Below are 14,024 nucleotides of genomic sequence, written 5' to 3' on the forward strand. Positions count from 1 at the left end.
TCTTTCTTGAGCTTATTATAGGGTTCCCCCCTTCGCACGTCTAGTGAAAGCGTTGTCTTTTTGGATAAATCGTACTTTACATACATAAAAGAAGATGGGGACTGAGGGCTAAAGTAGGATTATTAATTTCGTATAGAGCTGAAAGTAACATCGTTTTAGTGAGCTTGAATATAGCAGGTTTGGAATATAACGATTGTGGTGATAAGATGAATACTAACCTTAGCATATCGTGGAATATTTTGAGTAAATAATGTCAGTAAATGAAAGTTAAGATATATATACAAAGGAGTCTAGAAATATGGTTAAACAGACAAAAAAAGCAGCAACATGGTCCTTGGTCATTATGGGAGCGGGGTTTGCTGCCTCCTTGCCTTTTCATGGAAGCATAACCGGGAAGATTTTCATTGGGGCGTTTGAAGCGGGCCTCGTGGGGGGATTGGCAGACTGGTTTGCAGTCACCGCATTATTTCGCCATCCTCTCGGTTTAAAGATCCCGCACACTGCACTGCTTCCCAAAAATCGGGATAAGATGACTGATGGCTTGGTATCCGCTGTAGAGAATAATTTACTGAACAAAGAAAGTATCTCCGCTAAAATATCAGGGATGCCGATCAGTGAAATGATCCTTGAAATGGCCGAGAAAGAACTGCATTCAAAGGGAACGAAGGATGCAATTGATATTCTCGCTAAACGGATTGTAGCTACGCTGCCTCTTGAACGTATTGCTCCACTCGTGGCAAACGAAATGAAACGTCAGATGGGACAAGTGGACGTATCTTCATTGCTAGCCAAAGCAGAACAGCAGATTACCAGCAAAGGCTACGATAAAATTGCACTTGATTACGGACTGGACCAAGCTGAAGCATGGCTTATGAAACCGGAAGCATTATATACACTTGGCGAAGTCGGTATGAAGGCTCTGAACTCGGTGCAAGTGAACGGGCTTATGCAATTTGCCATGAATGCACTTATGGGTTATCTCAATGAAGAGCGTCTTGGCGGAATTCTTCAGCGTTTCTTATACGAACAGGTTCAGGATCTGAAATATGAGGGACATCCCAATCGTCATCAGGTATTAGCCGGTATACGGGGACAGCTGGTCAGACTGGCTCATTCAGACAAAGTGGTCTCAGGGCTGAGTGATTGGAAAGACTCGCTTCTTGAAAATTGGGATGCGGAGATGACCGTGTTACATAAAATGCAGGAGCTACGCGATCAGGCACTTGTATATATGGAAGATGGAAAATATGTATCAGAGCACGTTCTCCCTATCATTGAATCCCTTATTTCCGAAGTGAAGGCTAATGATGAATGGATACAGCGTATTAATCAGAAAATCGTAAACAGTGTCACAAACCTAGTAGAACGCAACCATTCCAAAATCGGAACACTGGTAAGAGAAAATGTAGATCGAATGGATAATGAAACGTTGATCGAAATGATCGAAGATAAGGTGGGACAGGATCTGCAGTGGATTCGGATTAATGGGGCAGTTACCGGATTCTTGATTGGTGTTGTACTCACCGTTCTTCAAATCCTTCTTGTATGAGGAAGGGGCTCATATAATGCGCCTATGGCATGAAGACTTAATTGGAAAACTTCCCAGAGCTCAGCTGCTCGGTCAGCATCGTGAGTGCTGTGCGCTCCGCGGAAAAGGCTGGGGGAAGAAGCACGCTACCGTAAATTATGTTTTTGAATATCACCCCATGAAATTAGTTAGATATCATCTGCTAATTATTGAAGAAATGAAAAACCGGGGGTACAACGTCGATATTCTATGGGAAGACCCGCTGTATCGTGGAAAGCAGAGCGAGCGATGGGAAGAAGAATTCATTGCTTCACTTGATGAATATGGCCGTTACGACGAACATGACGATGCCTATATGGAAGAATGTACGCAGAACCTGGCTTCAAAAGGGATTCATATTATTATAGCGGAAAAGGATCAAGGATCGGCTATATAGATAACAATAAAGAAAGCAGATCTCATCGAATGGTAGAGGTCTGCTTTTGTTGTATTCTTTTATGAGTTATCGGGGGAAATCTCGTTCCACTAGTCCTTGTTCGATGGCATAACGGGTAAGCTGAACCCGATTCTCAAGTTGTAGTTTTTGTAAAATGTTTTTCAAATGATTTTTAACGGTTTGATCGGATATCCCAAGTGCATCGGCTATTTCTCGGTTCGTTTTTCCAGAAGCCACCCAGTTCAATATTTCTCTTTCTCTATTTGTTAAGGGTGGGCGGTTATCGTCCGTTTTCATCGTTTTGGGGAATTCCTGCAGAATCTGATAGGCAAGTTCCTGACTGAACGGGGCTTCATCGCATACAGTGGCTCTTAGGTATTCCAGCCAGGTCGAGGAAGAGAGATTCTTAAATAGGTAGCCTTGAGCGCCTTGTTTAAGTGCTTCGAACAGATGGGTCACATCATCCGAGACGGTTACCATCACGATGATGACATAGGGATAGCGCTGCTTGATCAGCCTCGTTGCCTCCAAACCGTCCATACCGGGCATTCTGATATCCATCAGAATTAAGTCAGGCATCCATTCCTCAGTAAGCCGGAGTGCTTCTTCACCGCTGGTAGCCTTCCCTACAATTTCAAATGAGGGGTCCTCAGATAAAATAGCCTCGATCGCTGCCCGCGCATGAGCAGAGTCATCTACGATGAGTACTCGTGTATTGTTCATGAATCAGGTCCTCCTTTCATTATGGTCATACACGTCCCGCCATGTTCTTGGTTATAAAAAGCAAAATCCCAGCCCATTTCAGCGGCCCGATCTTTCGTAATCCGGAGGCCATATCGGTCCGGTCTACCCCAAGGGTCACCTTTATACCCTAATCCGTCATCCATAATGGATACGGCCCACGATGCCTTATTTCCTTGGCCCGTAATTTGAATAAAACCTGCGTTGGCATGTTTGCGGACATTGAGAACGGCTTCCCTAATACAAGCGATCAGTTCAATTTGTTCTTTCGTGGTTAAGTCCTCATCGGGTATATTCCAGCTGATCTTGGATTCCAGACGACTGGTGTAAATCAGATCCTCAATCTGTCTAAGCATCTGCTGAGGGTGTGCAGGAAGATCACCGGGATCGGGCGGAATCTTGAGCTGAGCAATGGCTTGTCTCACATAATGATGAATCTCATGCACTGTTTTTCTTGCATCTCGCAGTTCACCTTGATGAGCAGAACCAGACAAATTGCGGTCCGCTTTATCCATTTGTACTGATAATAAAAATAAAGATTGTGCAATCCCATCATGCAATTCTCTTGCCATTTGTTCTCTAGCCTCAAGAGCAGACTTTGCTGCTTTTTCTTTCTCTAACTCTGCCTGAGCACGTTCCATGACCTGAAATAATTTATTTAACAGGGTTACGCTGACCAGATAAATAATGAAAGGTGTCAGCCAATTGCCAGCCTCCATTGAGAGATAGGGCATAAGAAACTGATGTCTAATGTATTCCCATAAACCGACCGTAATCGTTGGGATGATAAGAATCATCCATTTAATATGTTTATAGCTCATGAGCAGCTGCACTCCTTATCACAGGGGAAATCAAAGTAAAAACACTAACTATTTTTATTATACCTTCTAATTGAAGGAAAGGGATTAGTTTCAGCCATCGGAGAAGGGGTAAATAGAAACATGGTGCGTGATTTCAAGTATATGGAAGGATGTGTATGAAAAAAAGGCGGTAGGGGAGAGTCAACCTTGCTCACTTCCCGTTATGCTGTATTCTTACGCAGAATGCAATTTTCCTTTGTACCCCGTCCTTCTGTATACTTATGGTAATATCGATGTTGCTAATAACGAGGTGCTTTAAACCAAAGTTCTTCTCATCTCAGCAGCTATGAGCGTTACTAAATTAGAGTAATTAAAAGGAGTGTATGTAGAAACATGAGTCTAGCAGTGTTGGAACGTCGCAGTGAACTACTGAAGAAAAATATTGAACAATTGCTAATTCGGGAAAATCAAAAGGGCATTACAAGACAGCAAAGCATGTTTTTACAACAAATGATTAAAGAACTCTATCAAACTTCACATGAGTTGAACACGGAAAGACGCTAAGCTAAATACCTACTAATACAAAAGGAACCCGGGTCCATCGACTTCTGGCGATTGCAGAAGCTGATGGATCCGGGTTCTATTCTTTTTATACCATATAAGGAGCGGTCTCTTCCTGCAAAGTTAGATCGTTTTTTGGTGACTGGCCAAGGATATAGGCAATAAAGATCTCGACTAGCTCTGGATCAAACTGAGTCCCGGCACAAGCTCGAAGCTCAATAATACCTTCTTGCAGTGTTTTTGTTTTCTGGTAAGGCCGTTCTGTAGTCATGGCATCAAAAGAATCAAGAACGGTGAGCATCCGGCATAGTTTAGGGATTTCTTTCCCTTTCAGTCCATGAGGATAACCTTTACCATCAAATCGTTCGTGATGAAGCTCGATATAAGGGATTAAATCTCTAAAACGTGGATCGGTAAGTGCAATTTTCTTTCCCCAGGTAACATGTTGTTTGATGGTCTCCCACTCTTCAGGAGTAAGTTTTCCTTCTTTATTCAAAACGCCCCACGGAATCTCAAGTTTCCCGATGTCATGAATCAGTGCACCAAGAACAAATTCTCTTTTTTCTTCTTTGTCTAATGATAGAATATTGCTCATATCTAATGCATATTTGTACACTCTTTTTGAGTGCTTGAATGTATCTATATCTTTGTACATAAATAAATTGAGTTGTTGCTCGATGTAATTTACTTCATGAGACAAATCTAGTTCGTCTTCCATTATTAAGTCACAGCCATAAGTATGTACGGTGTTTTTTCCTTGTTTCTTAGCGTAGTACAGTGCTTTATCGGCATGGTCTACAAGTTGCGATTTATCATATAGGTCTATACTGTACTGAGCGATTCCAGCTGAAAAAGATAAGCATTTATGTGGAAAAACTTCTACACCATCAAAAGGAGTATCGTTTAGTTTTTTTCTCATCTTATCAACAAAATGTCGAGCCTTTTCGTAGTCATATCCCGGCATAAGAAGAGTGAACTCTTCACCACCATAACGGGAAGCCACAATTGATGTGTCTTTTGTTTCTTCTTTCAACATAGAACCAAGAAAACTGATGAGCAGGTCACCTTTTAAATGACCGAAGCTGTCATTGTATTTTTTAAAATCATCAATATCGATCATGGCTAGTGAAAGAGGCCTGTCATTAACTTTAGCTTCTATAATATGATAATCAAGCGAACTTTCAAAAAAACTATGATTATAGAGTGCGGTCCGCTGATCAATATTAGAACGATTCAGTATCTGATGATACATAGAGAATAATAGACGGAAAGCATGCGATAACATAATACCCAAACTAAGAAATAGAATGAGACCGAGTGTTCCATTGTTTACGATTAAGACACATAACACAAGAGAGAGGATTAACATGCATAGGTATACAAGTACGGTATCCTTAACAAATCCTTTTAAGGTGTTTATTAGATCCTTACGGTATAAAAGATAATAGTATAGAAAAAGTCCGAGAGTGTTAACTATAAAATATACAGCAAGAGAGACGATGTATGAGGTTAAGTTAAGTGAATCTACAGTGCCAAGACTGCCACCCAGTAATAGAAAGACCTTATAACAAAGAGAAATCATAATAGAATAAAGGGCAAAGTTGGTACATTGTTTCCACCATGGTATGCCTCTCTTATAGATTGCGTATAACAAGGAGCAAATCAGTAGTACGGACAGAGTAAATTGACTTCCGTAGATAAAGACACATGCTAGATAAATGGAAGAATCAAAAGACATTAAATTTCCTTCTGGAGGAAGCCGGAACATAAGGCTGTTCAGTATTAAAGTAGCTCCCACCATAACGTAGAGCTGAACCCACTGCTCGCTGGAATAATGAAAAAAAGCCCATCCATTGATGTTTTGGAAGGTCAAAAACCCACCTAAGCATAGAATAACGATATACCACATACTAACATCTAATTTCTTGATTTTTGAATAGAGATTTGTCATGAGACTAATTTCTCCTATATCTTCGTCTTATTGTATTATTTTATCATGACATTAATCATTTTCATTATATAAATAAAAAAACAGGCTTATTCGCCTGTTTTAGTAGTGAACTGCTTGTCTAGTTATTAGCCAAGGGAGAAACCAGAAGTAAGTGCAACAACAACAGAAGCTACGATAACCGCATTCATGATGATGCGAGCAATGTTAGTATTTTTCATAGTATGTATCCTCCTTAAAAATTAGTTAGATGTATGTAAACTAGGTGCGAGATCTTGATTTTCATTATCCTTTTTTGGAACCATGATACTCTGAATGTACAAGAAAATGCCAAGGTTCATAACGACATCTCCGATACTAATGACCTGAGTTCGTGGATAAGGATTAGAGAGAGGAATAATATCCCCAAGAAACGACAATCTTGTAGAGGCATCCAGCATATAGTGCTTGTACACTGCATCGCCGCTAGATAGGAGTTCTGTATAATATGGCCCCAATACTTGTGCTGCATCGAGTGATACAGGCATCCGGCCGCCATTGACAGCCATCACAAGAAAATTGAGAAAAACACCGATGAGAATGATCGTAAAGCCTTTATTCTGTCGATTCATCCATAGAAACGCCATACCAATAACGTAAATGGACATAAAGAAATATCCTGAAGCAGGTGCTAACCAGGAGGCATCTCCTTGGAAGCGGAAAATAAGAAACTGAATGAGTAGAAGGATCGGAAAGATAAGTCCGCCCTTTAACTTAATCTGACCAAACTGCATGAGACCATTCTTTAGACCGCCTCTAAACAATCCGACGAGAAGTCCAAGAATTATACCATCATAGACCATGTGTTAATCTCCGTATATCATATTTTTTCCAGTCAGATAGATATATTCGACTAGTAGATACAAATTCCTTCTTTTTTTCAAAATTTTTTTAGTTAATTTGTCTGATACTAAAATTAATGTTTGCATGTTAAGGAACTAATAAAGAATTACTAAGGAGTTACTCAAATCCACCTTGTAAATAGTTATAAAAAGGTACATCGACCCACAGTTTATAACTAGATATATCGGCATCCGGGGCGAGTTTTTTAAGAGTAGCGGATACTTTTCCTGCATTTTCTTTCAAAGTAAACGATTGAGCATAGTAATTTCCTTTAGCTATTTTGTTATTTACGATGACTTCATAGTTCGAAAGTGCAGTTGTTGAGTAGTATAGCGGCTGCCACCAAGATCCATACAGAAGATCCTTCTGTTCGTCACTATTTTTCTTGGCATAAGTAAGCACTATATTATTGAATCGGTTTTTATCATCAGTATTGTTAAATTCTAGTTCAAGATCGTATTCCTTCGCATAAGCAATGTAGTTGCCATTTGCTATTTGCTCTACTTTATAATTGTCGGTTTCCTTTGGCTCGCCCCACTCTTTTAAATAGATGAATGCCGATGTTTTGGGCTCAAGCTGAATGTCGGCCTGAATCCCTTCGCTGCGCAAAAGTCCGATTAACTGCTTCGCATGCTTAATGTCATCATGACCATACGTAAGTTTTAATGAATCTATAAAATTAGAGTTAAACCTAGCATCTTTCAGGTTATAACCAGTAACTTCATTGTTCTCCAGTGCTTCATTTACGATTGCACGAAGATCGGGGGCAGAGATCAAATCTGATGTGTTATAAGCATCGCTAAGCTTGGAATAGATGTCTGCATCGCTGGATTTACCAATGCTATGTTTATAATTTCCGTTTAATTCGAGTACTTGTCCAAGTAGAGCCGCTGCATATTCACTCGAAGCTTGTTTGGCTGTTACTGTTTCTTTATATAAGGAAGATGGGAGGAGACCTGTATCCACCGCGGCAGCAATCTCGGAGCCGGCTTTACCTTGAATGCGAGAAGGTGAAAACCCCAGTTTTTTAAGAGAAGCTTCTACTTTAGCTGATGGATAAGTATAGCTAAGTTCCTGGATTCCTGCTGCTTTCACTGCAATGTACAGCGCTGTCACTGGAGTGAGTTTCGCATCCGCATGAACTGTAGTTGTTGTGATGATCCCGGCTTTGTAGAGTTTGGCCGCTGATGGATAGAGCGGATCAGAGGAATCGATATCTGTAAACACAGGGTTGTCGCTCTCTACATTTATAGGAAGGACTTTTGCCACCGCTTCGATAAAATCGCCCTTTGTTGGTTCTGTTCCAAACGCAATCCCGTACTTGTTACTGAGAAATTGCACATAACCTTCGATCGTGTCTGCTCCAGCATACTGACTTACCGTAGATGTGGATGCTGCCTTGGTGACTGGGATGGAAGCGAAGACGGATGTAGAGGGAAGTATCGAAAGAGCTACACTTGCTGCAACGACCGTTTGTAATAGAACTTTTTTCATAAGACCACTCCTCAAGTTGGGTTAAATACGTTATAATCCTACTAAACCTACCATTTATGTATGTTTAATCTTCTAAATTTAGGGATCATCTTACCACTAGGTTCAGAATGGTGTCAATTAAACATTCGCATTAAATTGAATAACTCCAGTATTAATTTACAATTTTTAACGATATACATAGTAAAACCCGAAAGATTTATTGACATACATCGACAACGTTCGTATTATTGAAATATGAAAATAGGAAAAGGGGATTAGGTCACTATGAAAAGAGCTCTTTCGTTTGTGTTGATTATTTCAATGCTTTCCATTTTATTAGCTGCCTGCGGCAGTGATAGCAGTGGAGATAAAGATGGGTCTGAAGGCGCATCCGCTTCTGAGCAAGATTCAAAAAAAGCAGTTCTTGTACTTCCTGAAAAAATTGGTGTCAATCCTTTCTTCGTACAGATGGATGAAGGTTTCAAAAAAGCAGGGGAAGAATTCGGGATCGAAGTAAAGACGATCGAATCGACAGACCCGGCAGCATTTGAACAAAATCTTCGTGCTGCTGTAGCAGAGGATTATGACCTTATCATGACGGCTACCTTCCAAGCGGAGGATGCTCTTACCAAAGTGGCTGCTGAAAATCCACAAAAGTCCTTTGCCATCGTAGATACGGTTATTGATCTGCCTAATGTTCGAAGTGTTGGATTTAAAGAATATGAAGGTGCTTACCTTCTTGGGGCAGCAGCGGGCCTCGCAACCAAAACAAATATTGTCGGCATGATTGCCGCTCAAGATATTCCTTTGATTAAGAAGTACACAGAAGGATTTAGAGAAGGACTTACTTCGGTTAACCCGGATGCTAAATTCTTAATTAACTATGCAGGTGGATTTAATGACGTTGCCAAAGCAAAAGAACTGGCGATTGTTCAAGCGGATCAAGGAGCTGACTTTATTGCTGGAGCTTCTGCAGTAGGTGACCTTGGTGTATTTGAAGCAGCGAAAGAAAAAGGCTTCTACACTTCCGGTCAAGATACAGATCGTACGGTAGAAGACCCAGAACATATTGTTCTTTCACAACTTAAATCAACAGACTCCGTTGCTTATGAAGAGTTGAAGGCTTTTGCAAATGGATCGTTTGAGTTCGGCTATGTAAGTTATGGTCTGAAAGAAGACGGCGTGGGACTTACTTTTGTAACCAGAGATAGTGAATCCCCGCTTAGTCCATTCATTGGTCAAGAAGTGGTTGATAAAGTGAAAGCAATCAGAGATCAGATTGTATCTGGGGAGATTGTAGTCACTGATCCGCTTCAAAGTAACTAAGTAATGATGATTTTCTGATCAACTTACAAACGTAAGAAGTGCTTTACTACAGCTATGTTAGAGCTCGGATTAATTGTTAGTTCTTCAAGATTTGGCCGGCTGCCCAACACAGGTAGTCGGTTTTTTCTTCATTAAGAGGAGAAGGGGGAAGGATACGCGTGCTGTTAGAAATGAGTGGAATAACAAAAAAGTATGGAACACTTACAGCAAATAGAGAAGTTAACTTTGACTTAAAAGCAGGCGAGGTACATGCACTTGTTGGGGAGAACGGTGCAGGGAAAACCACGCTGATGCGTATTCTCTACGGGATGGAAGAACCGACCTCAGGAAGTATTCGGGTAAACGGCAAGGAAGTGAGTTTTTCAACTCCTTCTCAAGCTATCGCCAATGGGATCGGCATGGTCCATCAACATTTTATGTTATTCCCGTCCTTTACGATTGCTGAGAATATTGTGATCGGTCGTGAACCATCGAAAGCTGGCGGTGTCTTTGATCGAAATGCAGCTGCAAAAATCGTCATGGAACTCGGAGAAAAATATGGCATGCCGGTGGACCCTGGGAAAAAAGTGGGTGATTGCTCTCTTGGTATGCAGCAGCGCGTTGAAATTTTGAAAGTATTGTACCAGGGTGCAGATATCATTATTCTCGATGAGCCTTCTGCCGTGCTTACTCCGCTGGAAGTAAAGGAGCTTCTCATCAACGTTCGTGCTCTAACGAAGCTTGGTAAAAGTTTTATCCTTATCACGCATAAATTGCAGGAAGTCATGGAGGTGTCTGACCGCATCACGGTACTTCGAGATGGGGTGGTGACGGGAACACTAGAGGCAAAAGATACAGATGTTGAACAGCTATCAAGACTTATGGTAGGAAGAGAATTGGTGCGCATGGTGAAAAAGCCTTTTCAGCCTGGGGATGCAGTGCTTGAGATCGAAGGAGTATCGATTAAAGGTTCCAAAGAACAAACATCACTTCGAGATATTAACCTCACGGTTCACGCAGGTGAAGTCATCGGAGTTGCAGGGATCTCCGGAAACGGACAATCGGAGCTGATCCAAGCGATTGCCGGACTCAGACCGGTTAGTGAAGGATCAATTCGCTTAGCAGGTCAAGAAATCACCCGGCTGTCTGTCCGCAAAATCAGGGAAACAGGCCTTGCCCATATACCGGAAGACCGCTATATGTGGGGAGCTGCGAAAGATGCAACTGTTCTTGACAATGGAATGATGGGTCACCATCATAGTCTGCAGAACAAATGGGTTATATCCTCTCGTAAGGTACGCAAGAAAGTAGAAGAATGGATTCAGCGCTTTGGAGTAAAGACAGGTTCTGTAGAGACAAAAGCACAGTATCTCTCCGGAGGAAACCTGCAAAAGTTGATTGCTGCTCGGGAATTTGCTCATGAAGCTCCGTTCCTCATCGCTGCTGAACCGACCCGCGGAGTTGATATTGGGGCAATGGAGACGATTCATAAGGAACTGCTCCATCAGCGGGATCAAGGGGCTGCGATCTTACTTGTATCTTCCGAGTTGTCCGAAATATTGCAACTCTCCGATCGGGTTGTTGTCATGTACGAGGGGGAAATCGCAGGGGAGCTTGTTACTGAGAATGCGACCGAAGAGAGTATCAGCTTACTGATGGCAGGAGGGAAACAAGAGGCATGAGCATGTTGAAAAATAATTTGAAAAGTTTAATCCAGCCGCTGCTTGCCGTAATGATCGGCCTGCTTGCTGGAGCAGTTGCCATCCTGATTGTAGGCGGTAATGTATTTGAGACTTACGGAGAAATGTGGAAAGGTGCCTTTGGCAGTTTCTACTTCTTCACTAATACATTGTCACGAGCCACACCGATCATTCTGATTGGACTTGGGGTTGCCCTTGCTTTTAAAGCCGGATTTTTTAATATGGGGGCTGAAGGGCAAATGCTGCTGGGGGCTTTAGCTTCAGCACTTACTGCGCTCTACTTGCCAGGTCCTGGCTGGTTTGTCACGATTGTTTCCATTCTTGCCGGTGCGATTGTCGGCGGAATCTGGTCTCTTTTTGCAGGCTGGCTGGATGCCAGGTTCGGTATGAACTTATTGATTACCACACTGCTGCTTAATTACATAGCTACTTTATTTGCTGGATATATGGTTGCGTATCCACTCAAGGATACAACGGGATCCGCGGCAATGGCACAAACGCCTATGGTTGATCAAAGTATATGGCTGCCAAAACTGTTCCAAGGCATGGGTCTTCATGCAGGATTTATTATTGCAATCATTGCTGCCGTCGTCATTTACTTCTTTATGCAAAAAACAGTACCGGGGTATGAGATTCGGATGCTCGGAAGTAATCCTTCCTTTGCTGCTTTTGGCGGTGTAAAAAGAATACGAATGATGATGTTGTCCATGGTTGTCAGCGGTGCGCTGGCGGGTATCGCAGGTGCTGGAGAAGTTCTAGGTACCCAGTATCGGTATATTGACGGATCACTGAGCAGTGCGAGTTATGCATGGAGCGGAATTATGGCGACTTTACTTGCTGGATCACATCCGCTCGGTACGGCTTTCTCTGCGATCCTACTATCCGCTCTTCAAACCGGATCTATGGGTGTGGAACGGAATACCGAGGTGCCGCTCGAGGTAGGAAGTGTAATTCAGGCAGTACTAACTCTTTTTGTATCTGCGAGAATCGGCTATAGCTTCTTAAAACGGAGAAAGGGGAACAAAACAAATGGAACAGCTTCTTGATGCAGCCTTATTTAATGCAACCTTGCGTTCGATTACACCGATCTTGCTTGCTGCGCTCGGAGCAGCGTTATGTTCCCGCGTTGGTTTATTTAATGTAGGTTTGGAAGGACTCGTTTTGATTGGATCCTTTTCTTCTATAGTAGGCAATTATTTATTTCATAACGTTGTACTCGCTATTATCTTTGCCATTCTCATTGTCTCGTTCTTCTCGCTCGTGTTTGCTTATGTCAGTATTAATCTAAAAGCAAATGAGATCGTTGTCGGTTTGTCCATCAACTTTCTGGCAGCGGGACTGACGACCTTTTCTTTACGAGCTATTTTTGATGTCAAAGGTGCTTACTACGATAAGGATATGATTGGTTTGCCAAAATGGGATATTCCGTTCATTCAAGATATTCCTTGGCTTGGTGATGTTATATCCGGTCATACACCGCTTGTTTATTTCGCTATCATTCTTGTTTTCATTCTCCATTTCTATTTATTTAAAACGGTATCCGGCTTTCGGCTGCGTTCCGTTGGGGAGAATCCGATTGCTGCGCAAAGTCTCGGTATTCCCGTTCGTCGCACCCAATACCTTGCTGTACTGATGTGCGGCGTCCTCTGTGCACTTGCCGGCGCACAGTTGTCACTTGGACAAGTGACAATGTTTACAGAAGGAATGACCGCAGGACGTGGATTTATCGCTCTTGTTGCTACAATGCTGGGTCAATCTAGTCCAATCCTTGTAATGGCATCAAGTATATTGTTTGGTTTTATGGAGGCACTGGGGATTCGCCTGCAAGGCTTCTCGCTTCCATCCCATTTTACCAATATGCTTCCTTATGTGATTACACTCGTAGCGATGTTCTTCTTCAAGAACAAGAGTTATGCTGAGGATGCACAGAAAGCGGGCGGAAGTTCGAGGTAACAAGCACAGGAAGGAGCAACACCATATGAAAAGCAAAGCAAAACGTCTAAAAGGAACGAAATCACCGAAGGTAAATATTGATGAATCTTTAGCTCATCGTCTGCCGCCGGGACAGGTCCTGACCGAGAAATTCCCTATACTGCATGAGGGAGAAGTTCCGGAGTATGACATGAGTACGTGGGATTTGCGTGTATACGGGGAAGTGGAGGAAGAAGTGAGCTTCTCTTATGAAGACCTTTTACAGCTTCCGATGACAAACACGGTGAGTGATATTCACTGTGTTACTCGCTGGTCTAAATTTGATACGGCCTGGGAAGGCATCCGGTTTACTGACTTTATGAAGCATTTCAAAATCAAACCGGAAGCAAAATACGTTATGATTCACGCAGATCAAGATTATGAGACGAATCTGCCGATTGAAGCACTCCTGCGGGATGATGTGCTACTCGCTTTTAAATATGATGGCAAAGATTTAACACCAAAGCACGGTTGGCCGCTGCGCCTTGTGGTTCCTGAGTTTTATTTCTGGAAGAGTGCCAAGTGGATTCGCGGCTTTGAGTTTATGACAGAAGATCGTCATGGATTCTGGGAACGGAACGGATTTCATAATACAGCTGATCCATTTCAGGAGCAGCGTTTCTCAGATGAGGAACTGCCGATTCCAGAAGATGAGTGGATGAAGAAGGAGTTTGATTAA

At 42.2% G+C, this 14,024-nt stretch carries 13 protein-coding genes; 8 read left to right on the forward strand and 5 right to left on the reverse strand.

The genetic code is table 11. The annotated features are described in order from the left end of the window. Positions 1-298: 298 nt before the first annotated feature. A complete protein-coding gene (locus H9647_RS11300; RefSeq protein ID WP_191799909.1) occupies positions 299-1,549 on the forward strand; it encodes a DUF445 domain-containing protein in 1,251 nt (416 codons plus the stop codon). A gap of 16 nt (positions 1,550-1,565) precedes the next feature. Continuing rightward, complete coding sequence (locus H9647_RS11305) at positions 1,566-1,964, forward strand: TIGR02328 family protein (protein WP_191799911.1); 399 nt, start codon at positions 1,566-1,568, stop codon at positions 1,962-1,964. A 66-nt stretch (positions 1,965-2,030) separates the two neighbouring features. Here the strand turns inward: H9647_RS11305 and H9647_RS11310 are convergent, their stop codons facing one another. Both H9647_RS11310 and H9647_RS11315 read right to left on the reverse strand, forming a co-directional pair. Then, positions 2,031-2,687: a response regulator gene (locus tag H9647_RS11310; protein WP_191799913.1), complete on the reverse strand. Its 657-nt coding sequence runs from the start codon at positions 2,685-2,687 to the stop codon at positions 2,031-2,033. Further along, entirely contained in the window at positions 2,684-3,526 is an 843-nt protein-coding gene (locus tag H9647_RS11315; protein WP_191799915.1) for a sensor histidine kinase, read from the reverse strand. The genes H9647_RS11310 and H9647_RS11315 overlap by 4 nt, the downstream gene beginning before the upstream one ends. Positions 3,527-3,898: 372 nt before the next feature. Here H9647_RS11315 and H9647_RS11320 point away from each other — a divergent pair, with 372 nt between their 5' ends. Next, on the forward strand, positions 3,899-4,069 hold the full coding sequence (locus tag H9647_RS11320; protein WP_191799918.1) for a hypothetical protein: 171 nt from the start codon (positions 3,899-3,901) through the stop codon (positions 4,067-4,069). 85 nt (positions 4,070-4,154) lie between these two features. On the opposite strand, the gene H9647_RS11325 is transcribed toward H9647_RS11320, so the two are convergent. The 3 genes from H9647_RS11325 to H9647_RS11335 all read right to left on the reverse strand — a co-directional run bounded on the left by H9647_RS11325 (position 4,155) and on the right by H9647_RS11335 (position 8,390). Beyond that, on the reverse strand, positions 4,155-6,017 hold the full coding sequence (locus tag H9647_RS11325; protein ID WP_191799920.1) for a bifunctional diguanylate cyclase/phosphohydrolase: 1,863 nt from the start codon (positions 6,015-6,017) through the stop codon (positions 4,155-4,157). Positions 6,018-6,256: 239 nt separating this feature from the next. After that, the gene (locus H9647_RS11330; protein WP_191799922.1) at positions 6,257-6,856 is read right to left on the reverse strand and encodes a DUF5317 domain-containing protein; all 600 of its coding nucleotides are present in this window, start codon (positions 6,854-6,856) and stop codon (positions 6,257-6,259) included. Between the two features lie 157 nt (positions 6,857-7,013). Then, the gene (locus H9647_RS11335; protein ID WP_191799924.1) at positions 7,014-8,390 is read right to left on the reverse strand and encodes a hypothetical protein; all 1,377 of its coding nucleotides are present in this window, start codon (positions 8,388-8,390) and stop codon (positions 7,014-7,016) included. A gap of 264 nt (positions 8,391-8,654) precedes the next feature. On the opposite strand from H9647_RS11335, the gene H9647_RS11340 reads away from it, so the two are divergent. The 5 genes from H9647_RS11340 (at position 8,655) to H9647_RS11360 (ending at position 14,024) form a co-directional block, all read left to right on the forward strand. After that, on the forward strand, positions 8,655-9,695 hold the full coding sequence (locus tag H9647_RS11340) for a BMP family lipoprotein (protein WP_191799926.1): 1,041 nt from the start codon (positions 8,655-8,657) through the stop codon (positions 9,693-9,695). Between the two features lie 158 nt (positions 9,696-9,853). Further along, the gene (locus tag H9647_RS11345) at positions 9,854-11,356 is read left to right on the forward strand and encodes an ABC transporter ATP-binding protein (protein ID WP_191799927.1); all 1,503 of its coding nucleotides are present in this window, start codon (positions 9,854-9,856) and stop codon (positions 11,354-11,356) included. Then, positions 11,353-12,420 carry an ABC transporter permease gene (locus H9647_RS11350; RefSeq protein ID WP_191799929.1) on the forward strand — a complete coding sequence of 356 codons (1,068 nt, stop codon included), beginning with the start codon at positions 11,353-11,355 and terminating at the stop codon, positions 12,418-12,420. The genes H9647_RS11345 and H9647_RS11350 overlap by 4 nt, the downstream gene beginning before the upstream one ends. Further along, complete coding sequence (locus H9647_RS11355; RefSeq protein WP_191799931.1) at positions 12,404-13,327, forward strand: ABC transporter permease; 924 nt, start codon at positions 12,404-12,406, stop codon at positions 13,325-13,327. Before H9647_RS11350 ends, H9647_RS11355 begins: the two co-directional genes overlap by 17 nt. Positions 13,328-13,352: 25 nt before the next feature. Further along, positions 13,353-14,024 (forward strand): sulfite oxidase-like oxidoreductase, encoded by a 672-nt coding sequence (locus H9647_RS11360; protein ID WP_191799933.1) that lies wholly within the window; start codon positions 13,353-13,355, stop codon positions 14,022-14,024.

The organism is Paenibacillus gallinarum, from assembly GCF_014836635.1.
GTDB lineage: Bacteria > Bacillota > Bacilli > Paenibacillales > Paenibacillaceae > Paenibacillus > Paenibacillus gallinarum.